This window comes from Yoonia sp. F2084L (assembly GCF_023015625.1).
Taxonomy (GTDB): Bacteria; Pseudomonadota; Alphaproteobacteria; order Rhodobacterales; family Rhodobacteraceae; genus Yoonia.
In genome coordinates this window covers 522,684-545,406 of sequence record NZ_JALKAH010000003.1, presented here as the reverse complement: position 1 = coordinate 545,406, position 22,723 = coordinate 522,684, and the positions used below count along the sequence as shown (strand labels likewise).

Sequence of the window (22,723 nt, the reverse complement as noted above, 5' to 3'; positions counted from 1 at the left end):
GGCCGCGCACAGGCAGGCCCTTTCCGGCGCAAGTTTGACCCGCTCAGACCATAAAGAAAAGGGTTTATACGTCGTCAAACACAGGCGGCCGGTCAGACGCCTCCGCTTCAGGGCCCAGCAGTTCTTCTGCTGAGATGATCTTGGGCGGCAATTCAATCCCGCGGCCAAAGTTTTCAGGGTCAACGCGCAGCGATTCCTCGGGTGACCGGATGACAACCTGCATCGGAGCCTCAATCTGGTCATAAAGGTGAATGACATCCTGATTGAACATGCGAATGCACCCGGCTGACCCAGAGTTCCCAATAGACTCAAGGTCATTCGTGCCGTGAATACGGTAGTGCGTATCGCGCCCGCCACGAAACAGATAAAGCGCGCGCGCGCCCAGCGGGCTGCGCAAACCACCTGGAATACCGGCACGGAAATCACCATAAACTTCGGGTTCGGTGCGCAACATGTTTTGCGTCGGCGTCCAGCCCGGCCATTTGCGCATGAATTTCATCGTTGTGCTGCCCCGGATTGACCGGCCAGCCCGCCCAACACCAACAGGATAACGGGTTGTCGTCCCATCTTCACGCACATGGTACAAAAACTTGGCGTAAGGATCGACATCCAACGTGTTCGGCGCCGCTTCACCATTGTAAATCCCCGACCTGCGCCGGTTCACGCCTTGCAGATACTTGGACGGTATGCCGGGCAACACATATCCGGAATCTGCAAGGGGGCCGTAGCCGTCAATAAACGACGCCTCGCGCGAGACCAGCGGCTCGATCTCGACACTCGGCACACGCGGCGCACAGGCTGCCGCTGTGCTCGCCAGCGCCATCGCCGCAAACGTGCGGCGGCTTACATTCGTGACAGACGTCATATTCTCACCCTGGCAATTCCGAATCCCCTGATAACACTCTGACCCAGAAGGGCAAAACATCACTCAAGCGGGTTTTCGCAAATGCTGTTCAATTCGTGACACTCTTGTCAGATGAGCGGATCAGCACAGGACATCGCTCAAATCAAGCCCTTGGAGGATCTCTCGGGCCGGCATGGCCTTCTTGCCCGGTCGTTGAGCAACCGTGACCTCAACCGCGCCATCTCCGCAAGCAATGGTAAACCCATCTAGAACAGCGCCCGGCGGACCTGAACCTTCGACAACGCGCGATCCCAGCAGTTTGATCCGATGCTCACCCACCATACACCACGCACCTGGAAAGGGTGACAGCCCACGGATATGCCGATCCACTTGTACTGCGGGCTGCGCCCAATCAACGCGGGCCTCGGCCTTGTCGATCTTGGTAGCGTAGGTCACGCCATCCTCCGGCTGCACCTGCGGTTCCAAATCAGGCAACTGCGCCAAAGCCTGCACCACGAGCGCCGCCCCCATCCGCGACAGCCGGCCATGCAACGCGCCAGTCGTTTCTTCCGCATCAATATCCGTCGCTTCACGCAGCAAAACCGGGCCCGTATCCAGCCCCGCCTCCATCTGCATAATACAAACGCCGGTCCGGGCGTCGCCCGCCATGATTGCGCGGTGGATCGGCGCGGCCCCACGCCAGCGCGGCAAAAGCGAGGCATGAATGTTCAGGCACCCATATGCGGGCGCATCCAAAATGGCCTGCGGCAAGATCAGGCCGTAGGCGACCACCACAGCGATATCGGCATCAAGTGCCGCAAATTCCGCCTGTTCTGCATCCCCTTTCAGCGAAACAGGATGCCGCACCTCCAAACCCAACGCCTCTGCGCGCAGCTGCACCGATGACGGACGGTCCTTCTTGCCACGCCCCGCCGGACGAGGTGGCTGACAGTAAACTGCCACGACCTCATGTTCTGCCTCAACAAGCGCCTCTAAAACCGGCACCGAAAAGTCGGGCGTTCCCATAAAGATTATTCGCATGAGCTTCGACTTTCTTCGTCCAATCAAACTTCCGCCGGAGGCATTCCGACGCTAGCCGCGCCGCATTTTGGCAGATTTCTTAATCAGCATATCCCGCTTCACCCGCGTCAGGTGATCAAAAAACATCCGCCCGGCCAAATGGTCGATTTGGTGCTGCACCGACGTCGCCCAAAGGCCCACAAAATCCTGCCGGTCCCATTGCCCATCCGCATTCAGAAACCGCACGGTCACAGCACGAGGCCGCGTCACCTTGGCCCAGACACCGGGTAAATTGGGCGATCCTTCTTCATGCACACGTGGTTCTACGCTGCTATGCAAAATGATCGGGTTCGCCATGCGGATCGCCTGTCCCCGCTCTTGTGAGGCATCAACAACCGCCAAAGCCGTCCCGATCCCCAGTTGCGGAGCGGCCAAGCCCACGCCGGGCATCATATCCATGGCGATGATCATCTCATCCCAGATCGCGCGCACCTCATCCGTGATCCCATCAACAGCCACCGCGGGGGTCCGCAGAGCCGGGTGCGGCCACATCACGAACGGTCGATGTGTCATTGCAACGTTCCTGTCTGCGTAATCAAAAGGCCGTTCAAATGGTCCAACTCGTGACAAACACAGATCGCCTGCACGCCGTCAAAGCGGGCCTGTTGCGCTGTACCATCCAAATCCTGCCAAGCCACTTCAACCCAAGCCGGACGCATCACATCAAAGCTTTTGCCCGGAATAGACAAACACGCTTCAGTCCCCTGCACTTCATGTGTCGCACGCGCAGTGATCTGCGGGTTCACAAAGATCATCGGCGCAGGCTCTGCCTCTTTCCAGTCGGTATCCACCACAAACACACGGCGGCTGACGCCTATCTGTGGGGCGGCCAATCCACGCCCGGGGGCGGCATACATCGTTTCAAACATATCGCGGACAAGCACGGCCAGATCATCATCAAACTGATCGACGGCGGCTGCCGTCTGCAACAAAACCGGATCACCTTCAAAGCGCAGCGGACGCACAGCCAACCCGCCTAACCTCGCGCCATTTCACGTTTCAGCTTTTGCATCTTGCGGGTGATCAGCTGGCGTTTCAGCGGCTTGAGGTAGTCGATGAACAGCTTGCCATCCAAGTGGTCGATCTCATGTTGCACGCAGGTGGCCCACAGTCCATCAAATCGCTCGCGCTTTGTCTGGCCATCAAGGTTCATCCACGTCACCTCAACCTCTGCGGGGCGTTCCACTTCGGCATATTGCTCGGGAATGGACAAACAGCCCTCGTCATAGATGTTGCGTTCCTCCGAGGTCCAAACCACCTCAGGGTTGATCAAGACCATCGGTTCCGGGGTCGCGTCATCTTCCTTGGCGCAGTCCATCACCAGCATCCGGTTCATCACCGCAATCTGCGGAGCAGCGAGACCAATTCCGGGCGCGTGATACATCGTCTCTAACATGTCATCAGCCTGACGGCGCAGTTCATCCGTGACCGACGCCACAGGGGTCGCCACCTTCTTCAAACGCGGGTCGGGGTGAATAAGTATATTTCGCAAAGCCATGCCCGTGATTTAGGCCGCAATCAGGCAAAATGCAACGTCGCCGAAATGTAACCTTGACGTTACATGCAGGTCTCACTATGTAACCCAAAGGTTACTCGTAGAAAAAGAAGGAGAAGTCATGTCTGCAAATCCTATCAGCCGCGCGCGCCTGTTCGGCAGCGCAGCCATTGTCGTCACGACAATCGCCGCTTTGGTCGCCGCGTTCTTGTCCGTTGGTCCATCGGGCTTAGTCTGGGCGGGCATTATCGGCACCGTGGCTTTTGGCTATGCGGCGCTATCAGTTGTGCTCCACCTGCGTTACCCCGATGCAGCAGATGCGGCGTGGGACGAACAAAACACCGCCGCCCATCGCGACAGCCTGATCTTCGGCTTCTGGGCGGTGCTTTGGGTATTCATCGCATTTCTGGCGCTTAGCCTGACAGACCTCATGGACCCAGCCATCGCCTTCTATTGGCTTGGGCCTGTATTAGGCGCGGTGCCACCGGCGCACTACGTCGTTTCGGTGATGCGTGGGCGCGCTGAATGACGGCAAAGTTGATTGTGCACCTGCGCGCGTATCGCGCGCAGGCCAAGCTGACCCAAGCGGAACTGGCGGATTTGGTTGGCGTCTCTCGCAAAACCATCAACACCATCGAGAATGGCGTGTTTACCCCGTCAACCACCCTCGCCTTGACGCTGGCAGATGAGCTGGGTTGCAGCGTGCACGATCTGTTTGAACTGCCGGAATAACCCTTGCACTCCGCCCGCTGGTGCTTAGCCTGACGCCGCTAAGACATGGAGTACGCAATGACATTCGACCACGCCCCCGACCGCCGGAACACCCACTGTGTCAAATGGGACAGCATGGAGGCGCTTTATGGCGTCAGCCCGGATGAGGGGATTTCAATGTGGGTGGCCGATATGGAATTCGCCGCCGCGCCCTGCATCCAGAAGTCCGTGCAGGATATGGTCGATCACGGCGTCTATGGCTACTTTGGCGACGACAGCAAATACAAAGCAGCGATCCAGTGGTGGATGGAAACACGCCACGGTTGGTCCATCGACCCGTCATGGATTTTCACGACGCATGGGCTCGTCAATGGCACGGCCATGTGCATCGACGCCTTCACCAACCCCGGCGACGGTGTGGTCTTGTTCACGCCAGTCTACCACGCATTTGCACGGGTCATTGACGCCGCCGACCGACAGGTCGTTGAATGCGCGTTGGTCAACACAGATGGCCGCTATGAAATGGACTTTACCGCCTACGATGCGCAGATGACGGGCAACGAGCGGATGGTGATCCTTTGCTCACCCCATAACCCCGGTGGACGGGTCTGGACCAAGGCCGAGTTGCAAGCGGTCGCGGCCTTCGCCAAGCGGCACGAATTGATCCTCGTCTCCGACGAAATCCACCACGATCTGACAATGCCCGGCCACACGCATATCCCGATGAGCCATATTGACGGGATCACCGACCGACTGGTGATGATGACAGCCACCACAAAGACTTTCAACATTGCAGGCAGCCACTCGGGCAATGTGATTATCGAAGACCCTGATCTGCGCGCGAGGTTTGCCAAGCGGATGGCCGCACTGGGACTATCGGCCAATAGCTTTGGCCTGTTCATGGCAACCGCTGCCTATTCACCTGAAGGGGCCGCCTGGGTGGATAAATTGCGCGAGTACCTCGACACCAACCGCAAGATTTTCGACGCAGGTGTCAACGCGATCCCTGGCCTGGCGTCAATGAACCTTGAGGCCACCTATCTGGCTTGGGTGGATTTTGCCAACACAGGCATGTCACGCGAAGAGTTCACAGCGCGGGTGCAGGACAAAGCGAAGATCGCCGCCAACCACGGGCCGACATTCGGCAAAGGCGGCGACAGTTTCCTGCGGTTCAACCTTGGCGCGCCAAAAGCACAGATTGAAGACGCCGTTGCGCGTTTGCAAACAGCATTCTCGGACCTTCAGTAGAGGTTTATTGCTCGATCAGTCCGGCTGGCACAAAATCTGGCCGGACAAAATCCGCAGCAGGCTTGGTCGCCACTGGTGTTGCCCACTTAAACTCGAACACCCGCTCAAAATCCTCGTCAACCGAGGACACGACAAGGCAGGTGTAAAGATGCTTGGGACCGTCATAAATATCGACATGGCCGCGCAAACGATCCGTTCCATCCAGTTCAAGCGCAAAGCCGCCATCCCAGAACCGGCGAATAGGATAAGTATCATCGCCATCATGGACCGAAAGCCGATCCTTACGCTTCAGTGCAGCCTTCCGCGCTTCTTCCAAACCCTGACGTACCGCATCAGGCAAAAACGTATACATAACAAACCCCTCCAGGTTAGTTAGAACATGCCCTTACATGGTTAACAATTAAATGACAAAATGCGCCGCACTGCGGCAACCCCTTAAAACTAGGCCTTAACGCGCGGTCGCAACACATGCGGTTTCGCCGCATCATACAAGGCACTGTCAGGAAACCCGTGCGAATCAGACAAGGCGGGACCCACAAGGATCAGCGCAGTGCGGGTGATTTTTGCCGCACGCACCTTCTCGCGGACATCCATCAGCGTGCCACGAATGATCATCTGATCCGGCCAGCCGACGCGGTAAATCACAGCCACCGGGCAATCCTCGCCATAGTGAGGTGCCAACTGTCGCTCGATCTCGCGCAGCGCGCGAATACCCAGATGGATCGCAAGTGTGGCACCGGTACGGGCAAAATTCTCAAGGGTCTCACCAGCAGGCATACCGGTTGATTTCATCGACATCCGGGTCAGAATGATCGACTGCGCAACCTCCGGCACGGTCAATTCGGTCCCTAAAGCCGCCGCAGCAGCTGCATAAGCAGGCACACCGGGTATGATCTGATAGTCGATCCCATCCGCTTTCAACCGCCGAATTTGCTCAGCAATCGCGCCATAAAGCGACGGATCACCTGAATGCACGCGGGCCACATCCTGTCCCTGCGCATGGGCCTTCAAAATCTCACCGTGGGTGTCATCCAGCGTCATTGGCGCGGTATCCATCACCAGCGCACCTTCGGGGGCACAGGCAACTACCTCGGCTGGCACAAGAGATCCTGCATAAAGACAAACCGGGCACGCCCCGATAATCCGCGCCGCCTTCAAGGTCAGCAACTCCGGATCACCAGGCCCTGCTCCAATAAAGTAAACGGTCATGCGCAAACCCCCCTCTTTCTTCGTCCAATCAAACTTCCGCCGGAGGCTTTGGGATGGCGGGTGGGGCGCATTTGGCGCCAGCCAAACAGCGTCATCCCGCCAGATCCCCGTCAATCTTACGGGCATAGCCGCGCGGGGTATACATCCGCGGCCCTTCACCAAGAGCGGCCAAGCGTGAATGGGACGACCCAATCAAAACAACGGTCAACATATCCACCTCATCCACTTCCAATTCATCCAGCCTGCGATAGCGCACATGCTCTTCCGGACGACCCAAGGATGACGCCAACATCACCGGCGTATCCGCCGGGCGATGCTGCAGCAAAATATCCCGCGCTTCCGCCAAAAGCGTCCGTCTGCGCATCGAAACCGGGTTGTAAAACGCAATAACGAAATCCCCCTCTGCCGCCGCCTTCAACCGCTTGATGATATCTTCGCGCGGGGTCAGCAAATCCGACAGGGAAATCGCACAGAAATCATGCCCCAAAGGCGCGCCCGCACGGGCCGCCGCCCCTTGTAAGGCACTGACGCCGGGCGAGCAGACAACCTCAACCCGGCGGGCTGCATCCGTCACACCCATCTGGTCAGGCCCGCGGTCCAGCAGTTCAAACACCAAAGCGGCCATCGCGTAAATGCCCGCGTCACCAGAACAGATAAGGGCTACGTTTTTGCCCTTCCCGGCTTGTTCCAAGGCATAACGGCAACGATCCTCTTCGCCGCCCAGCGGAAAATCAGACCGTTCTTTGCCCACGGCCAGCGGCCCCAGCAAATCAATATAAAGACCATAGCCCACCAGTTCCTCAGCCTCGGCTACCAAGCGCGACACTTCCGGCGTGCGCCACGCCGCTTGACCCGGACCGATACCAACAACCGACAAACGACCCCGCGCGCGCCCCCGAAATTCAACCAGAGGCTCTGGCGAAACAACCAAAGCGCAGGTTGCATTGGCCGTCTTGCGCTTTGGTACCAAGAACGCTCCAGCCTCACCTGCCTGCACAAGCGCCGCCGCCTCGGCCACGCCATGCGTCCCCACTTCGGCAAAGACCACGTCAGAAGGGTTCTGCAACCACGGTGTCTGCGTTTCCAATGCATCCGCCTCAAACAAGCGCAGCGGAACGCCTAAATCTGCCGCCAATGCGATGATCGCAGGCTCATCGGCCTTCAACGAAATGGTGTTGACCGAATGCACGGCCTCTGGCGTAACACCCGCCTCTTTCAAGACAGTGGCAACCAACGCTGCCAGTTCCTCGGCCGGGCAATTGCGCGCACATCCGACCCCCAAGGTCAGCCGCTGCGGCGCAAACTGCAAATGCGCCGCGCCCAAATCATCCTGCCAGTCCATCGTGCAGGACAAGCGTAGTCCATCACCTTTGGGCAAGTCCGCCAGCCAAGCCGCATCGCCAATCACCTCGGCACCACCACCGGCAAGCAAACCGGCCATCGCCGCTTTGGCATCCCCGCGATTGACCAGCCGCCATCCGGCAGGCGGTTCATCCAATGCAATCCCCAGCGCCACATCACCCGCAGTGGTCACCGCCGATACCGCATCCATCGCCGCTGCAATCTGCGCCGATAGCTTATTGGCACCCCGATGCCCGCCCAATAGCGGCACAACAACAGCACCGTCATCGGACACCGAAATCACCGGCGGCTCTTTTGTTTTGTCGGCAAGCAGGGGGGCCACCGCCCGGATCAAAATACCTGACGCACATACCCCAACAATCGGCACCCCTGCGGCAAACAAATCCCGCGCGTGATCCAGCGCATTGGCAAAAAACGCATCCGCTTGATCAACCCGGCCTTCGCGACCATGGACCTGCGCACCAAGGGTGGCCGCGACGCGGTGCGCCACAGGTTCACCAGAGCGCGATAGCGCCAGAACAACCGGTTTCAAAGCCAAGGATCGGCCCCTTTCGTCAACAGGATCATCGAAAAATACGGCGCCTTTTCGGGCGCATCCGCAAGCGGCAGAACAACTTCTTCGGCCAAGGTGGCCCGTTCGACATAGACGGCATCTGCCGTCAGCCCAAGGTCCTCAATCACAGCGCGAATCTTCGCCAGATGCCGCCCGACCTTCATGATCACAACGCTTTCCGCGCCTTCAATGCGCGCACGCAACTCAGCCTCTGGTAAAGGCCCCGGCAGTACCGTCAGACGTTCATTTCGGGCGGCCAAAGGCATACCAGCGCGCGCAGCACATGCGGTGACGGAGGTGACACCGGGCACGACCTCGACCCGGTACCGCTCTGACAGCCGCGCAAAGAGGTACATAAAGGATCCATAGAAAAAGGGGTCGCCTTCGCAAAGACAGATAACATCATGTCCAGCATCCAAAGTGGCTGCAATCTCTGCCGCACCTTTGTCATAGGCTTCCTGCGCAGGTGCGCGTTCAACCGACATCGGGACATCCATCACGATTTCGCGCGCATCCGGCGCAATCAGGTCTGCCGCAATGGACCGCGCGAAACTCGCAACACCGGCCAGTGTCGGGTAGGCGACAACCGATGCCCGCTCAATCAACCTTGCGGCGCGCAGCGTTATCAGGTCGGGCGCACCGGGCCCCAAGCCAACACCATAAAGAACCCCTGTCATCGCTTCACAAGGCTCCACTGGGTCACAGGCATCAACGGTCGCCACCCGGTTAGCCGCCCTACCGGTTCGGCCCGATGCACCGAGAGTTTGACCATGTCCCCGCCATGCATCTTGTGCAGCGCGATCAACTCAGCCTCGCTTTCAAGCGTCACGGCATTCGCGACCAACCGGCCCAATGGGCGCAGGGCGTGCCATGCGGCGTCAAAAGTTTCCCGGCTCAACCCTCCGCCAATGAAGATCGCATCAGGTGCTTCCAGCCCCTCCAGCGCCGCTGGCACCGACCCTTCAACCAAGGCCAACTTTGGCACGCCCAGCGCCAGCGCATTGGCCGCAGCCATCGCACGCCGGTCTGCGCGCGGTTCGATCCCTACGGCACGGGCATAGCGGGCCGCCCGCATCCACTCGATCGCGACCGATCCGCAGCCGCAGCCGATATCCCACAAAAGCGCCCCGCGCATGGGCATCAGCTTGGCCACGGTGGCGGCACGCACCTCTTGCTTGGTCATCGTGCCATCAGATTGGAACAGATCATCGGCCAAACCCGGCACGCGCGGCAAAAGGGCCGCATCGGGGGCCGCAATGCAATGGACGGCGAGGGTGTTGAAGGCAGGCACGGTATGGTCCCAGCTTTCGGCCACCCCATCAAAGCGCGCTTCATCTTTGCCGCCCATCGCGGCCAGAACGGTCATGTTCGACTGCCCGAAGCCCCGCGCCGTCAGGAACTGCGCGATCTGTGCCGGCGTTTCCGCCCCTGTTGTCAGGACAAGGAGTTGCGCATCAGGTTGGATGAACGCAATCATCTGCTCAACCGGGCGGCCATGCACCGTCAGCGTCTCCACATCCGGCAAGGACCAGCCCATGCGGGCAGACGCCAGCTGAAACGCGGAGAGTTGCGGGTGGTAAATAATCTCGGACGGATCAATCGCCCGGCCGATGCGCGCACCGATGGAAAACCAAAGAGGATCGCCGGTAGCAAGGATAACCACACGCTTGCCGCGCAGTCCTTCAATCGTCGAAATCAGTGCGTCGAAAGGAGACGGCCATGCCAGCCGTTCTGCTGTTAGGTTTTCGGTCAGCGTATGATGGCGCTCTCCGCCGATGATGATCTCGGCGGCTTCAACGACAGCGCGTGTGGCAGGGACCAGACCGTCCATGCCGTCTTCACCGATACCGACGATGTGGAGCCAAGGATCAGCCATCGCTTGTCGCCCCCTGCGGGATGCTTCGCGCGGAATGCCCATAGGGCATGACAAGCGCCACCCTACGCATCTTCGGGCAATCCCGCGGCCAACGCGTTCACCGCCGCCGAGGCCATTGCAGAGCCACCGCGCCGTCCGCGCAAGGCGACGTAGTCACAACCGCGTGGGTCGGATGCCAATTCTGCCTTGCTTTCAGCCGCACCGACAAAGCCGACCGGAAAGCCCAGGATCACAGCAGGTTTCGGCCAGCCTGCATCCAGCAGTTCCAGCAGGTGAAATAGCGCAGTTGGCGCATTGCCGATGGCAACGACCGCGCCCTCAATCCTATCGCGCCACAACTCTACCGCTGCGGCAGAGCGTGTGTTGCCAATGTCTTGCGCCAGCTGTGGGACCGCGGCGTCATTCAGCGTAACGATCACTTCATTTTCCGCAGGCAAATAGCGTCGGATGATCCCTGCACCCACCATTTCGCAATCACACAGGATCGGCGCACCAGCCTTGAGCGCTGCGTGCCCGGCCAAGGCAGCTCCTTCCGAAAACACCAACCTGTCGGCCACTTCCACCATTCCGCAGGCGTGGATAAGACGCGTGATCAGCGGATGCATGGCAGGCGCGAAACGCTCTAGGCGTGCCTCATTGCGGACAGTTGCAAAGCTTTGTGCGTAGATCGCCTGAGGGTCTGTTTCGTAGGGGCGCAAGGGCTGGCCTTTGTTTGGGGTGGCCCCCGCCAGAGCCTCTGGCGGGGCTTTTTGGATAAGACGATTAGCTGACTTTCGTCTTACGCGCACTTTCCGGGCCATGCGGGTGTTTGGCATGTGGATAAGGCGCGTGATGGTGGTGGTCATGGTCGTGATCATGGTGATGATCGTGTTCGTGGTGATGATGGTGGTGGTGATCTGCGGCCTCAAGTCGGCACATACCGGTGCAGAAAGCATCGCACAGCGCGCAATCGGCCACGTTTGAGCCCGGCGCATTGGCGCCCTGCCCTTCGACATGATGGTGATGGCTTTCCTGTACAGCACCGACTTCGCCCTCGAACCCGAGCACAGCAGTCCGGTATTTGCACAGAACGCACGTTGGCGGCGGCACAGCCCCAACGGCGGGGTGGCTGCGGTCTTCGGCGCTGATGTGGTGATGGCCGCCCTCTTCCAGCGCCAGAACCTGACTGCGATAACCGCAGATACCGCAGTTGGGTGGTGGTGTGTCGCTGATTTGCTCCATGATCCGTTCGGCAAAGGTTTCCAGCACCTTGGGGTGGTCGCCCAAGTAGGCTGCTTTGATGAACTGAATGTCGGAATGTTCGGCGGCAACCTGATCAGTGAACCCGTAAATTCGGTCGATCAGGATGCCTGAGAACAGGAAGTAGGGGAACACAATGACCCGCTTATAGGGCAGACGTGCGACGTGTTGTAGACAAGGCTCTACCAATGGGAAGGTCACGCCGGAATACCCGACCTCGCACCAACCAAAGCCCATGCCCTCTTGCAGCATACGCGCGATCTTGGCCACATTGCCGTTGGCATCGGGGTCAGAAGCACCCCGCCCGATCACCACAAGGCAAGTCTCATGCAGTGGCATCTCGCCGTGGTCGGCATTGGCCTGATCCACAGCGGCTTGAATACGACCAGCCGCGGCAGCGATCATCTTGGGGTCAACGCCCAGCTCGCGGCCATATTGCACCTTGATGTCATGCTTAGCCGCATAGGTGTTAAGCACGGTGGGGATATCATTCTTCGCGTGCATCGCAGCAAAAAGCATGCCGGGCACGGCCAGAATCCGTTCGCAGCCCGCTTCGCGCAGTTTGTCCAACCCGTCGCGGATGACGGGGTTGGCAAACTCCAGATAGCCATAGTCGGTCATCCAGTCTGCGGGCAGATAAGCGGGCAGCTTGTCTGCCAGTGTCGCAAATTCGTCCACGGCGGATTGGCTGCGCGATCCGTGACCGCAAATCATCACACCGGTTTTCATGCGTTTTCCTCTTCCAAAGCCTCTTCGGCCTCAGCCGCCTCTTTTTCCTTCTTGCCCTTCAGCACGCCCCAAATTGCAGCAATCCCGGCCAGTCCAATTGCAGCCCCCGCAACCCAATGATCATGACCTGCGACATCGGCCCAATGGCCCGGATGAGCCATCGCTGATGACCCGGCACACATAAAAAGAAAAGTAAGCAGTCCCCGCATTGGCTTCCTCCGTTTCAGCACATAACAAGAGGCCCCGGTCACCGGGTCTTGACGATGCGATGTCTGGTTCCCGTTTTGGGTCAACCGTACCATCTCCAACCTCTCTGGCCCTCATCGGGCTTCGTCAGAATCTCGTATAGTCGCAGGCGGGTCGCAGGGCAAACGCTTAAGCGACCCAAATGCGCGCGAGGGCGGCAGCAGCATCACTGTGCGCAGATGCACGGATGATGCGCCCTAACACCGCTTTGTTCGGCGGCGCAAAGGCTCTAGATGATCAGGCAACACGACAAAAGGATGATCAAAGATGGGCCAGCTTGTAGACGGCGTTTGGCATGACGTTTGGTATGACACCAAAAAGAGCGGCGGCGCTTTCGTGCGCAAAGATGCACAGTTTCGTAACTGGATTACTGCAGATGGGTCGGCGGGCCCTTCTGGGACGGATGGATTTCCGGCGGAAAGCGGGCGCTATCATCTCTATGTCTCATACGCCTGCCCTTGGGCGCATCGCACCTTGATTTTTCGCAAGCTCAAAGGGCTGACCGATCGTATCGGCATTTCTGCGGTTCACCCCGATATGCTGTCGGACGGCTGGACCTTTGAGACAGATGAAAACGGCGCCACCGGGGACACCCTTTTTGGGTTGCCTTTCGCGCGTGATATTTATCTCAAGGCGCTGCCAGATATGACGGGCCGCGTGACTGTACCGATTTTATGGGACAAGACGCGGGGCACAATCGTTTCCAACGAAAGTTCCGAGATCATTCGCATGTTCAATACTGCGTTCGACGGCATCACCGGCAATACGGATGACTACTGGCCCGAAGAACTGCGTGACGCCATCGCCCCCGTAAATGACCGGATTTACGACACACTGAACAACGGCGTTTACAAATCCGGCTTTGCGACCACGCAAGCGGCCTATGACAAAGCCATCCACCCACTTTTTGATACATTGGACTGGCTGGAAGATCGCTTGACGGACAACCGCTATCTGATGGGTGATCGCCTGACCGAGGCCGATTGGCGGTTGTGGACGACGCTGGTACGCTTTGATCCCGTCTATCACCTGCACTTCAAGTGTAACCGCAGGCGGATCGCGGATTATCCGAACCTGTCAGGCTATCTGCGCGAACTTTATCAGGTTCCCGGCATCGCCGAGACCGTCAACATGGATCACATCGTGCGCCACTATCACTATAGCCACGAGACGATTAACCCGCATCGCATCCTACCGATTAACCCGGTACTAAACTACGATACGCCTCACGGTCGTGGCGACTAGCGCCGTAGTGATGCACAATCGCGGCAAGATCGCGTGGCGGTGTCGCGGTTTTTACAAAGGCGCGCGCGTTGGCTGCATGGTTGAAGATCGACCCATCTGAGAAAAAGGTCGTATCAGTGACGAACACAACATTCGCGCGTGGCTGACGAAACTGCACAAGGTCAGCCACCGCCAGCGCACTGCCCTTCGTCAGGACAAGATCAAGCACGATCACATCGTAACGCGTCGTTTCAATCGTATCGAGCGCGCTTTCGGCTGTATGAACAAGCGATACGTTAACATTCAACCGTTCAAGATGGCGTTGCCAAACCCGACCGAGTTGTTCGTTTCTGTGGACTATCAAGGCCCGCATGTTTGCTCCAATTATCAGACACGGATCGGCGCAAAATCGCACCCTCGAAAACCGCGTACTGTCACAGTCGCGCCTTAAGTATTAACGAAGTGTTAACGCAGAAGGCGACCTGACCCAAAAGACAGTGTGATTCACTAAAGCTTGTACAACCGGCAAGAATCCGCTTGAAAGCGTGTCGAAATAACAGGCGGAAAACGATGACAACGTGGATAACGATTTGCGATACCTGCAAGCAGGAAGGGTGGGAGACCACCAATATGACCCAAACCGATGGTGAGTCGCTGGCAACCTTGATCGAAGCTGCAGCAACCGGCCTGAAAGAGGTCAAGACCCGCCGCGTGTCGTGCCTGATGGGCTGCAAGAAAGCCTGCAATGTGGCGATCCAAGGGGACGGCAAGCTGAATTACACGCTGGGCGAATTTGAACCCACAACCGAGGCCGCCTCGGGTATTGTGGCCTATGCGATGGCGCACGCCGTGTCCGAGACCGGCCAAGTGCCCTACCGTGAATGGCCGCAGGCCGTGAAGGGCCATTTTGTCACCCGCCACCCACCGTTGCCACAAGACGAATGAGCGGAAAACGCGATCATGGTGGCGGGCTTGATGCCGCGATCAAGGCCTATGGCGGCACGCGGGACAGCTGGCTTGACCTGTCAACGGGGATCAATCCTGTTCCTTATCCGATGCCAGCATTGCCCGATGATGCCTGGACCGCGCTACCCGATGAAGCCGCATTCGACCGACTTTATGCGCTGGCCCGCAGCTTTTGGAATGTTCCGGCCGAAGCCGGGATTATCGGCGCTACGGGCGCATCAGCCATCATTGCAGCCTTGCCGCATGTGATGCCCGGCCGCGATGTTTGCATCCCCGGCCCAACCTATAACGAACATGGGGCAGCTTTTGCGGCGGCTGGCTGGCGCTTGGGCGATGACGCGCGTCATGCGATGGTCGCGGTGCATCCCAACAATCCCGATGGGCATATCTGGCAGGCTGGCGACGTCGATGCCCCCTTCACCATAATCGACGAAAGCTTTTGCGATGTGGCCCCGGCACAGTCACTGATCCATCTCGCTGCCCGGCCCGGCACAGTTGTGCTCAAAAGCTTTGGCAAATTCTGGGGGCTTGCCGGCCTGCGTCTTGGCTTTGCCATCGGCGATCCCGCGATCATCGCCAAGCTGACAGATTTTTTGGGGCCGTGGCAAATCTCTGGCCCGGCACTTGCCATCGGAGCCGAGGCTTTGTCCGATCCGATGTGGGCCGATGACACGCGGCAACGGCTGACACAGGACGCGGCGCGACTGGATGCATTGGTCACGCAAAACGGGGCCACACTTGTCGGTGGCACCAATCTGTTTCGCCTTTACAAAGTCCAAGACGCCAAAGCCGCCCAAGACCAATTGGCCAAAGGGCATGTCTGGTCGCGGGTCTTTCCCTACGCGCCGGATTGGCTACGCCTCGGCCTGCCCGCGCCGGACCGCTGGGCGCAGTTGGAAGCGGCGTTTTGATCCTGATCCTTGGCATGTTGCTGGATGCCGCACTGGGCGAACCGCGCTGGCTGTGGTCGCGCGTGCCGCACCCTGCCGTGCTGATGGGGCGATTGATCGGGTGGTGCGATACCAAGTTCAACAAAGGCAACCACAAGCGGCTGATGGGGTTCATGACCATTGCCGAACTTTGCGTTGCCGCTGCCGCGCTTGGCTGGTTGATCCAGCTTGTGCCAGGCTATGCGCTTGACGTCATCTTCCTTGCCATTCTTCTGGCACAAAAATCACTGGTCGATCATGTGCAGGCCGTCGGCGATGCGCTGCGCCTGTCATTGGGGGACGCGCGGCGCAGTGTCGCCATGATCGTGGGACGCGATACCAAAGATATGGACGCCCCAGCCGTCGCCCGGTCCGCGATTGAAAGCGCGGCTGAGAACCTATCCGACGGGGTGATCGCTCCGATTTTCTGGTTCGCGATGGCCGGATTGCCGGGACTGCTGGTCTACAAGATCACGAACACCGCTGACAGTATGATCGGCTACCGGACCCAGAAGCATGAAGAGTTTGGCTGGGCTGCCGCCAAATTGGACGACCTTCTTAACCTCATCCCCGCGCGGCTGACCGCTGCGCTGATCTGGGCGGTCACATCCCGCGCAGGTTTTGCAAAAATAATGCGCGAGGCACCACTGCACCGCTCGCCCAATGCAGGCTGGCCAGAGGCCGCAATGGCGCATGGGCTTGGCATCGCACTCAGCGGGCCGCGCAGCTATGACGGAGAAATCCGAGAATACCCATTCGTGAACAGTGACGGCAAACGCGCGTTGGATGCAGATGACATCGACAGATCGGTCACCGTGCTTTGGAAAACATGGGGCCTGACGCTTTTGCTTGTGCTTGCCATAGCAGTGATCCGCTGAACCAGACTTGCACTGCCCCCCGGCCCTGTTACGGTCCTGCCACGTTATTGCAGGAGACGCCACATGCGCGCAGCAGCCCTCGCCCTTTCATTCTTTGCCAGCGCGGCCAGCGCGCAAACCTGCGGCGGGCCAGTCGGCCCTTTCATCGAAGGGGTCAAGGCCGAAGCACGGGCCGCCGGCATCCCGGCACAGACAGTTGACGCGTTTTTTCAAGGGGCACGCATTGATCAATCGGTCATCAACGCAGACCGCGCCCAAGGGGTATTCCAACGCGACTTTATCAGCTTTTCACGCGCGCTGATCAGCCAGAACCGCATTGATAATGGGCGCGTTTACAGCCAACGCAACAACAATACCTTCAACGCAATCGAGGCACGCTTTGGCATCCCGCGCGGCGTGCTTTTAGCGTTCTGGGCGTTTGAAACCGACTATGGTCAGGTGCAAGGCAGCTTCAACACACGTAACGCGCTTCTGACCCTTGCGCATGATTGCCGCAGACCGGAACTCTTCCGCCCACAACTGATTGCCGCGATTGAGCTTTATCGGCGCGGCGGCATGAACCCTGCCACAACCACCGGCGCATGGGCGGGCGAAATTGGGCAACTCCAAAAACTCCCACGCGAGATCGTGCGGCAAGGGATGGACGGCGACGGTGACGGGGTTGTTGATCTGAGAGGGTCCTCGGCTGATGCACTGATGACAGGTGCGAATGTGCTATCCTCACTCGGCTGGCGCGCGAATGAACCTTGGTTGCAGGAGATTGTGGTCCCTGCCAACCTTGATTGGTCACAAACCGGGCTGAATCACAAGGCCAGCGTGCGCGATTGGGTCGCGCGCGGCGTGCGGGCACGGCAAGGGTCGCTGGGGCCTGCAAACCTGCAAGCCTCGGTGCTTTTGCCAATGGGGCGGAACGGTCCGGCCTTCCTGACCTATCCCAATTTCGAGGTCTATTTTGATTGGAACAAAAGCTTCGTCTACGTCACCACAGCCGCCTACTTCGCAACACGGCTGGGCGGGGCACCTGTGTATAGCGCGGGCAACCCGACGCCCGCGCTCAGCGGCGCGCAGATGCAGCAATTGCAGCAAAAGCTGACCCGACGCGGGCATGATGTGGGCGGGATTGACGGGATTTTGGGGGCAATGACACGGGCGGCAGTGCAGGCCGAACAGGTTAGACTGGGCTTGCCAGCCGATGCGTGGCCAACGCTGGATCTACTGAACCAGCTGTAAAAACGGGTCATATCAAGGCCTATATCTTCAAAACAATGGAGGACCCTCATGCGTGTGTTGAAAGCGTTATTGTTGCTCATCGTGGTTGCGGTGATCGCATTTCTAATCTTCGCCCCCGGCTATGTTGAAAACGAACGCAACGCGGTGACGCCTCATGATCCCTACCCCATTTCAGCGCAGGCGCAGGCACTGCATAATCAATTGATCATCGGCGACTGGCACGCCGACACACTATTGTGGAAGCGCAGCCTGCTTGATCGTGCCGACCGGGGCCATGTTGATCTGCCGCGTCTGATCGAAGGCAACGTGGCGATCCAGATGTTCACGGCTGTGACGAAAAGCCCTGCAGGACAAAACATCCACAGCAACTCTGCTGACGCCTTCGATAACATCACGCCACTCGTTATTGGCCAGCTTTGGCCGCCACGCACCTGGAACAGCCTGCTGGAACGCGCCCTTTATCAGGCAGAGCGCTTGCACCGATACGCCGATGCCTCAGACGGCCAGTTGCGCGTCATCAAGACCCGCGCTGATCTTGACGCGCTGCTGGCCGACCCTGCTGCGGGGCAAACTGTTGTCGGCGGACTCTTGGGGATCGAAGGGGCACACCCGCTGGAGGGCGATATTGCAAACCTCGACAGGATTGAGGCTGCGGGACACCGTATGATTGCCCTACAGCATTTCTTTGACAACGCGCTTGGCGGATCGCTGCATGGCGAAGGCAATCACGGGCTAACTGATTTTGGACGCAGCGTTGTGACGGAGGTGGAAAAGCGCGGTCTGATCCTTGATTTGGCACATTCATCACCTCAGGTCGCGCGTGATGTGCTGGCAATCACAAACATGCCCATCGTGGTCAGCCATACTGGCATTCACGGGGTCTGCCCGGTCAAACGCAATTTCACCGATGACCTGATGCAAGAGATCGCCGCACGCGGAGGAGTTATTGCAATCGGCTATTGGACAACGGCTATCTGCGATAACACCCCGGCAAGCGTCGCCGCAACGATCAAGGCGGCAATTGCACTTCTGGGCGAAGACCATGTCTCGTTGGGTTCGGATTTCGATGGGTCAGTCACAACTGGCTTCGACGTCTCTGAACTTAGCGCGCTGACCCAAGCGCTTTTGGATGCTGATATCTCTGAGGCGCAAATCCGCAAAGTCATGGGTGAAAACATGGTGCGGGTGTTACGCGAACGGCTGCCATAACACGGCGCCCCTCATCATCATCTTGCCTTAAAAACTCCCGCCGAAGGCATCCCAAACTCTGTGAACGACTCTGACACCTGCCATTGCAGGGTAATCGGGCCGGCGGGTGGGGCGTCGTCGTCAGACGCGCGGCACCTGTCAGGCCACCATCGCCGCCGCACGTTTTAGATCAACAGACACAAGTTGCGACACGCCCTGTTCACCCATCGTCACACCAAACAACCGATCCATCCGGCTCATCGTGACGGCATGGTGGGTGATGATCAGGAACCGCGTTTCGGTGCGGCGGGTCATTTCGTCCAGCAGATCGCAAAAACGGGTGACATTGGCGTCATCCAACGGCGCGTCAACCTCATCGAGCACACAGATCGGGGCGGGATTGGCGAGGAATACCGCAAAGATCAGCGCCAGCGCCGTCAGCGTCTGCTCACCCCCTGACAACAACGATAGCGTGCTGAGTTTCTTGCCCGGCGGTTGACACATGATCTCAAGCCCGGCTTCCAGCGGATCGTCAGATTCGACCAAAACCAGCTTGGCCTCACCTCCACCAAAGAGATGCGAAAAGAGCAGGCCAAAGTTCTCATTCACCTGCTCGAAAGCGGTCAACAGGCGTTCGCGGCCTTCTTTGTTCAGGCTGGCAATGCCGGACCGCAGTGCTGCAATCGCGGCTTCAAGATCGGCCTTTTCAGAAACCAGCCCGTCATGTTCGACCTGTACCTCCTTCGCGTCTTCTTCGGCGCGCAGGTTGACCGCACCCAAACTGTCGCGCTGGCGTTTCAGCGCGTTGACTTGACCCTCGATCACCTCTGCTGCTGGCATCTGGTCAACATCGGTTTCCAGCGTCTCAAGCAGCTTGTCCGGCGTCACCTCCTGCGCTTCCATGATCCGCTCGGCCGCATAGGCGACCGTTTCCTTGGCCGCATCCGACCGCGCCTCGGACCGCGCGCGGGCCTCGCGTGCTTCAGAGGCTTGGCGCTCCGCTTCGCGCTCCTGATGCCCCGCCTCGCGCAAAACACTGTCCGCCTCCGCCAGCTTATCAGCAGACGCCTTGCGGCGCACCTCTGCTTCATCAATCGCATCGGCCAGTTCGGCACGTTTAGCCGCGATTTCTTCGGGCGCTGCCGTGGCTTCGGCTAAAGCTGCCTCAGATTCCGCTTTCCGCTCCGCCAGTTCCGCCGTGCGCTTGTTGGCCGTCTCAAGCCGGTGTTTCCAGCCGCTGATTTCCTTGGTGATTTCCTGACTGCGCTTCAGGCGTGCCTCACCTTCGCGGCGCACTTCGTCATGGCCAGAGCGGCGCGACATCATCGTGATTCGTGCCGCTTCCACCGTCATTTTAACATCTTCAACAGATGCGCGTGCGGTATCCAGGTCGCCCAAATCCTTGGCTGCTTTCTCAGCCTCCGTCAGTGACCGGCGCGCATTGTGCGCCTCTTCCTCATGACGTTTCACCGCCAACCCAAGGCTCTCCAGCTTGCCTTGCGACAGATTGCGGTCGGCTTCGGCCCGGCTGGCAGCACGATTGGCATCGGCCACAGCGCGATCCGCATCACGGCGTGCCTGACGGGCGGCGTGATCCGCCTCAGTCTGCTTTTTGAGCATCTCGGTCAACGTTTCATGCGCCTGTGCGGCACCCATTGCCGTGGCAGAGGCTTCTTCCAAATCCCGCTTCAATTCGGTCAAACGGTTGAGCTGCTGCAAACGCAATGCCGCGGCTGATGGCGCATCTTCGGCCCCGGCGCGGAACCCGTCCCAACGCCACAGATCACCTTCGACCGACACAAGGCGCTGGCCGGGTTTCAGGTCTGCCTGCAATCGTGCCCCATCGGCAGCATCGACCAAACCAACCTGGCTCATCCGCCGCGCCAAAACCTCGGGTACGGTCACGTAGTTCGTCAGTGCCAGCACACCTTCGGGCAGGGTCTGAGCTGAACCATAGCTGGGCAGCAAAGCCCAACCAGATTTCGCGGATGCATCCACTTCGGGCGCGCGCAGGTCGTCGGCCAAAGCCGCACCAAGCGCCTTTTCATAGCCACCCTGAACGCGCAGCAAATCAAGCACCTGCCCGCCCTCGGCGGTATCCCGTTCAACCAGTTTGGCCAAAGCTGCGACCTCGGCCCGCAATGCGTTGGCCTCGCCCTCTGCCTCTGACCGCAGTGCGCGCGCATCGCTTTCGCGCGATTGCGTTTCAGCACGCACGGTTTCGGCATCGACCAGCGCCTTATCCGCCGCCTCGGCAGCCGCGACCGCGGCTTTCTCGGCTTCACCCGCTGCGGAAAAGTCCGCCTGGGCTTTGGTCAGCGCCGCTTGTGCCTCGGCCATGGCCGCTTTGGCGCGCACGGCCTCTTCTTCGCTTTTGGCAAGCGTTGTGCGGTTGTCATCCAACAGCCGTTGCGCAGATTGGTGACGGGCCGCAAGCCGCGCTACGTCTTCGGTCAGTTGTGACAGATCAGCCTCGCGCTGTTGCAGCACGCCCGCGGCTTCCCGCGCTGCCACCTGCGCCTCTTCCAGCCGCGCGTCATGACCACCACCCGCCTTTTCAATCTCGCGGGCTTCCCATTCAAGCCGTTCAATCGTTTCGCCCGCGTCTTTGTTCAACCCGCTTTCACGGTCAATGTCGCGGGTCAGTTGTTCGATACGCGCACGCAGCGTTTCGATCATATCCAGCGCGCGTTGTTCCTGGTCTTTCAGCGTATCGCGCTGGACCTGCAACCGCTGCAAGACTGCCGCCGCAATCGCCTCTTCCTCGCGCAACGGCGGCAAGGCTTCTTCGGCCACCGTGCGGGCCTTTGCGGCCTCGCGTGCTGCTTTCTCGGCTTGTGCAGCGGTCGTTGTGCGTTCGCGCAATTGATCAGCGGCGGCCAGCAGTGCTTCATCCGCCTCTTTCCAGCGACGGAATAAAAGCATGCCTTCCGCACGCCGCAACTTGTCACCGATTTCGCGGTAGCGTGCCGCCTGCTTGGCTTGGCGGGCCAGCTGCCCCAGCTGGACGGCCAATTGCTCAATCACGTCGTCGACACGGGTCAGGTTCGTCTCGGCCCCGCGCAGTTTCAACTCTGCCTCGTGTCGGCGCTGATAAAGACCCGAAATACCCGCTGCTTCTTCCAGGATACGGCGGCGTGACTTCGGTTTGGCGTTAATCAACTCCGAAATCTGACCTTGCCGAACCAGCGCAGGCGAATGCGCCCCGGTTGACGCATCCGCGAACAGCATCTGCACATCGCGGGCGCGCACGTCCTTTGCACCCACCTTATAGGCAGAGCCCGCATCCCGCGTAATCCGGCGAATAATCTCTAGGTTGTCGTCGTCGTTAAACGCCGCTGGCGCCAGCCGTTCACCGTTATCAATGACCAAGGACACTTCCGCGAAATTGCGCGCAGGCCGCGTGGCGGCCCCGGCAAAGATCACATCTTCCATGCCGCCGCCGCGCATCGCGGTTGGGCGGTTCTCACCCATCACCCAGCGCAAGGCTTCCAACAGGTTCGACTTGCCGCAGCCGTTCGGCCCCACAACACCCGTCAGACCATCGGCGATGATCAGATCGGTGGGGTCCACGAAGCTTTTAAAGCCGTTCAATCGCAGTTTGCTAAAGCGCAAGGGTTTTGCCCGTATGATTCCTCAAGGTAGCAAAGCATCACCCTCTGTCGCACCACGAGTCAACGCCCTGAACCCCGCATGTGCTATGTTCCGCCGTGTTA

24 protein-coding genes are annotated in these 22,723 nt (G+C 59.2%); 9 read left to right on the top strand and 15 right to left on the bottom strand.

Annotation, left to right across the window (positions count from 1 at the left end):
• Window positions 1–64: 64 nt before the first annotated feature.
• The 5 genes from MWU60_RS11410 to def (MWU60_RS11390) all read right to left on the bottom strand — a co-directional run bounded on the left by MWU60_RS11410 (window position 65) and on the right by def (MWU60_RS11390) (window position 3,422).
• On the bottom strand, window positions 65–865 hold the full coding sequence (locus tag MWU60_RS11410; protein ID WP_247227426.1) for a L,D-transpeptidase: 801 nt from the start codon (window positions 863–865) through the stop codon (window positions 65–67).
• 120 nt (window positions 866–985) lie between these two features.
• A complete protein-coding gene (fmt, locus tag MWU60_RS11405; protein ID WP_247227425.1) occupies window positions 986–1,885 on the bottom strand; it encodes a methionyl-tRNA formyltransferase in 900 nt (299 codons plus the stop codon).
• Between the two features lie 51 nt (window positions 1,886–1,936).
• Window positions 1,937–2,437, bottom strand: a complete 501-nt coding sequence (gene def, locus MWU60_RS11400; RefSeq protein WP_247227424.1) for a peptide deformylase — start codon at window positions 2,435–2,437, stop codon at window positions 1,937–1,939.
• On the bottom strand, window positions 2,434–2,889 hold the full coding sequence (gene def / locus MWU60_RS11395; protein ID WP_247227497.1) for a peptide deformylase: 456 nt from the start codon (window positions 2,887–2,889) through the stop codon (window positions 2,434–2,436). The genes def (MWU60_RS11400) and def (MWU60_RS11395) overlap by 4 nt, the downstream gene beginning before the upstream one ends.
• A gap of 11 nt (window positions 2,890–2,900) precedes the next feature.
• Window positions 2,901–3,422 (bottom strand): peptide deformylase, encoded by a 522-nt coding sequence (gene def, locus MWU60_RS11390; RefSeq protein WP_247227423.1) that lies wholly within the window; start codon window positions 3,420–3,422, stop codon window positions 2,901–2,903.
• A gap of 118 nt (window positions 3,423–3,540) precedes the next feature.
• Between def (MWU60_RS11390) and MWU60_RS11385 the strand changes: the two genes are divergently transcribed.
• From MWU60_RS11385 to MWU60_RS11375, 3 genes are read left to right on the top strand one after another with little or no spacing between them, the layout of a single operon-like run.
• On the top strand, window positions 3,541–3,948 hold the full coding sequence (locus tag MWU60_RS11385) for a hypothetical protein (RefSeq protein WP_247227422.1): 408 nt from the start codon (window positions 3,541–3,543) through the stop codon (window positions 3,946–3,948).
• Window positions 3,945–4,151 carry a helix-turn-helix transcriptional regulator gene (locus MWU60_RS11380; protein WP_247227421.1) on the top strand — a complete coding sequence of 69 codons (207 nt, stop codon included), beginning with the start codon at window positions 3,945–3,947 and terminating at the stop codon, window positions 4,149–4,151. Before MWU60_RS11385 ends, MWU60_RS11380 begins: the two co-directional genes overlap by 4 nt.
• Window positions 4,152–4,208: 57 nt before the next feature.
• A complete protein-coding gene (locus MWU60_RS11375; RefSeq protein ID WP_247227420.1) occupies window positions 4,209–5,378 on the top strand; it encodes a MalY/PatB family protein in 1,170 nt (389 codons plus the stop codon).
• Between the two features lie 4 nt (window positions 5,379–5,382).
• Here MWU60_RS11375 and MWU60_RS11370 read toward each other — a convergent pair whose 3' ends face one another.
• The 8 genes from MWU60_RS11370 to MWU60_RS11335 all read right to left on the bottom strand — a co-directional run bounded on the left by MWU60_RS11370 (window position 5,383) and on the right by MWU60_RS11335 (window position 12,555).
• Complete coding sequence (locus MWU60_RS11370) at window positions 5,383–5,730, bottom strand: hypothetical protein (RefSeq protein WP_247227419.1); 348 nt, start codon at window positions 5,728–5,730, stop codon at window positions 5,383–5,385.
• Window positions 5,731–5,819: 89 nt separating this feature from the next.
• Window positions 5,820–6,587: a precorrin-4 C(11)-methyltransferase gene (gene cobM, locus MWU60_RS11365; protein WP_247227418.1), complete on the bottom strand. Its 768-nt coding sequence runs from the start codon at window positions 6,585–6,587 to the stop codon at window positions 5,820–5,822.
• Between the two features lie 91 nt (window positions 6,588–6,678).
• Window positions 6,679–8,487 carry a precorrin-3B C(17)-methyltransferase gene (gene cobJ / locus MWU60_RS11360; protein ID WP_247227417.1) on the bottom strand — a complete coding sequence of 603 codons (1,809 nt, stop codon included), beginning with the start codon at window positions 8,485–8,487 and terminating at the stop codon, window positions 6,679–6,681.
• The gene (cobI, locus tag MWU60_RS11355) at window positions 8,478–9,179 is read right to left on the bottom strand and encodes a precorrin-2 C(20)-methyltransferase (protein WP_247227416.1); all 702 of its coding nucleotides are present in this window, start codon (window positions 9,177–9,179) and stop codon (window positions 8,478–8,480) included. The genes cobJ and cobI overlap by 10 nt, the downstream gene beginning before the upstream one ends.
• Window positions 9,176–10,378, bottom strand: coding sequence for a precorrin-6y C5,15-methyltransferase (decarboxylating) subunit CbiE (gene cbiE, locus MWU60_RS11350; protein ID WP_247227415.1), 1,203 nt, complete (start codon window positions 10,376–10,378; stop codon window positions 9,176–9,178). The genes cobI and cbiE overlap by 4 nt, the downstream gene beginning before the upstream one ends.
• Window positions 10,379–10,440: 62 nt before the next feature.
• Window positions 10,441–11,076, bottom strand: a complete 636-nt coding sequence (locus MWU60_RS11345) for a precorrin-8X methylmutase (protein ID WP_247227414.1) — start codon at window positions 11,074–11,076, stop codon at window positions 10,441–10,443.
• 64 nt (window positions 11,077–11,140) lie between these two features.
• Window positions 11,141–12,346 (bottom strand): sirohydrochlorin chelatase, encoded by a 1,206-nt coding sequence (locus MWU60_RS11340; protein ID WP_247227413.1) that lies wholly within the window; start codon window positions 12,344–12,346, stop codon window positions 11,141–11,143.
• A complete protein-coding gene (locus tag MWU60_RS11335) occupies window positions 12,343–12,555 on the bottom strand; it encodes a DUF6732 family protein (protein ID WP_247227412.1) in 213 nt (70 codons plus the stop codon). Before MWU60_RS11335 ends, MWU60_RS11340 begins: the two co-directional genes overlap by 4 nt.
• Window positions 12,556–12,859: 304 nt before the next feature.
• On the opposite strand from MWU60_RS11335, the gene MWU60_RS11330 reads away from it, so the two are divergent.
• On the top strand, window positions 12,860–13,837 hold the full coding sequence (locus MWU60_RS11330) for a glutathione S-transferase family protein (RefSeq protein ID WP_247227411.1): 978 nt from the start codon (window positions 12,860–12,862) through the stop codon (window positions 13,835–13,837).
• Here the strand turns inward: MWU60_RS11330 and MWU60_RS11325 are convergent.
• Window positions 13,791–14,189 (bottom strand): response regulator, encoded by a 399-nt coding sequence (locus MWU60_RS11325; protein ID WP_247227410.1) that lies wholly within the window; start codon window positions 14,187–14,189, stop codon window positions 13,791–13,793. The two genes, MWU60_RS11330 and MWU60_RS11325, sit on opposite strands and share 47 nt — an antisense overlap.
• Before the next feature lie 197 nt (window positions 14,190–14,386).
• Here MWU60_RS11325 and MWU60_RS11320 point away from each other — a divergent pair, with 197 nt between their 5' ends.
• From MWU60_RS11320 to MWU60_RS11300, 5 genes are all read left to right on the top strand, one after another.
• Window positions 14,387–14,761 carry a DUF1636 domain-containing protein gene (locus tag MWU60_RS11320; protein ID WP_247227409.1) on the top strand — a complete coding sequence of 125 codons (375 nt, stop codon included), beginning with the start codon at window positions 14,387–14,389 and terminating at the stop codon, window positions 14,759–14,761.
• A complete protein-coding gene (locus tag MWU60_RS11315; RefSeq protein ID WP_247227408.1) occupies window positions 14,758–15,693 on the top strand; it encodes a threonine-phosphate decarboxylase in 936 nt (311 codons plus the stop codon). Before MWU60_RS11320 ends, MWU60_RS11315 begins: the two co-directional genes overlap by 4 nt.
• The gene (cbiB, locus tag MWU60_RS11310) at window positions 15,690–16,589 is read left to right on the top strand and encodes an adenosylcobinamide-phosphate synthase CbiB (protein WP_247227407.1); all 900 of its coding nucleotides are present in this window, start codon (window positions 15,690–15,692) and stop codon (window positions 16,587–16,589) included. Before MWU60_RS11315 ends, cbiB begins: the two co-directional genes overlap by 4 nt.
• A gap of 63 nt (window positions 16,590–16,652) precedes the next feature.
• On the top strand, window positions 16,653–17,819 hold the full coding sequence (locus MWU60_RS11305) for a lytic murein transglycosylase (RefSeq protein ID WP_247227406.1): 1,167 nt from the start codon (window positions 16,653–16,655) through the stop codon (window positions 17,817–17,819).
• A 48-nt stretch (window positions 17,820–17,867) separates the two neighbouring features.
• On the top strand, window positions 17,868–19,028 hold the full coding sequence (locus MWU60_RS11300) for a membrane dipeptidase (protein WP_247227405.1): 1,161 nt from the start codon (window positions 17,868–17,870) through the stop codon (window positions 19,026–19,028).
• Window positions 19,029–19,166: 138 nt separating this feature from the next.
• Here MWU60_RS11300 and smc read toward each other — a convergent pair whose 3' ends face one another.
• Entirely contained in the window at window positions 19,167–22,622 is a 3,456-nt protein-coding gene (gene smc, locus MWU60_RS11295; RefSeq protein WP_247227404.1) for a chromosome segregation protein SMC, read from the bottom strand.
• Between the last annotated feature and the right edge of the window lie 101 nt (window positions 22,623–22,723).

Coding starts and splice junctions, on each gene's coding strand:
- MWU60_RS11410 (WP_247227426.1), bottom strand. CDS start 865: ATGACGTCTGTCACGAATGTAAGCCGCCGCACGTTTGCGGCGATGGCG.
- fmt (WP_247227425.1), bottom strand. CDS start 1,885: ATGCGAATAATCTTTATGGGAACGCCCGACTTTTCGGTGCCGGTTTTA.
- def (WP_247227424.1), bottom strand. CDS start 2,437: ATGACACATCGACCGTTCGTGATGTGGCCGCACCCGGCTCTGCGGACC.
- def (WP_247227423.1), bottom strand. CDS start 3,422: ATGGCTTTGCGAAATATACTTATTCACCCCGACCCGCGTTTGAAGAAG.
- MWU60_RS11385 (WP_247227422.1), top strand. CDS start 3,541: ATGTCTGCAAATCCTATCAGCCGCGCGCGCCTGTTCGGCAGCGCAGCC.
- MWU60_RS11380 (WP_247227421.1), top strand. CDS start 3,945: ATGACGGCAAAGTTGATTGTGCACCTGCGCGCGTATCGCGCGCAGGCC.
- MWU60_RS11375 (WP_247227420.1), top strand. CDS start 4,209: ATGACATTCGACCACGCCCCCGACCGCCGGAACACCCACTGTGTCAAA.
- MWU60_RS11370 (WP_247227419.1), bottom strand. CDS start 5,730: ATGTATACGTTTTTGCCTGATGCGGTACGTCAGGGTTTGGAAGAAGCG.
- cobM (WP_247227418.1), bottom strand. CDS start 6,587: ATGACCGTTTACTTTATTGGAGCAGGGCCTGGTGATCCGGAGTTGCTG.
- cobI (WP_247227416.1), bottom strand. CDS start 9,179: ATGACAGGGGTTCTTTATGGTGTTGGCTTGGGGCCCGGTGCGCCCGAC.
- cbiE (WP_247227415.1), bottom strand. CDS start 10,378: ATGGCTGATCCTTGGCTCCACATCGTCGGTATCGGTGAAGACGGCATG.
- MWU60_RS11340 (WP_247227413.1), bottom strand. CDS start 12,346: ATGAAAACCGGTGTGATGATTTGCGGTCACGGATCGCGCAGCCAATCC.
- MWU60_RS11335 (WP_247227412.1), bottom strand. CDS start 12,555: ATGCGGGGACTGCTTACTTTTCTTTTTATGTGTGCCGGGTCATCAGCG.
- MWU60_RS11330 (WP_247227411.1), top strand. CDS start 12,860: ATGGGCCAGCTTGTAGACGGCGTTTGGCATGACGTTTGGTATGACACC.
- MWU60_RS11325 (WP_247227410.1), bottom strand. CDS start 14,189: ATGCGGGCCTTGATAGTCCACAGAAACGAACAACTCGGTCGGGTTTGG.
- MWU60_RS11320 (WP_247227409.1), top strand. CDS start 14,387: ATGACAACGTGGATAACGATTTGCGATACCTGCAAGCAGGAAGGGTGG.
- MWU60_RS11315 (WP_247227408.1), top strand. CDS start 14,758: ATGAGCGGAAAACGCGATCATGGTGGCGGGCTTGATGCCGCGATCAAG.
- MWU60_RS11305 (WP_247227406.1), top strand. CDS start 16,653: ATGCGCGCAGCAGCCCTCGCCCTTTCATTCTTTGCCAGCGCGGCCAGC.
- MWU60_RS11300 (WP_247227405.1), top strand. CDS start 17,868: ATGCGTGTGTTGAAAGCGTTATTGTTGCTCATCGTGGTTGCGGTGATC.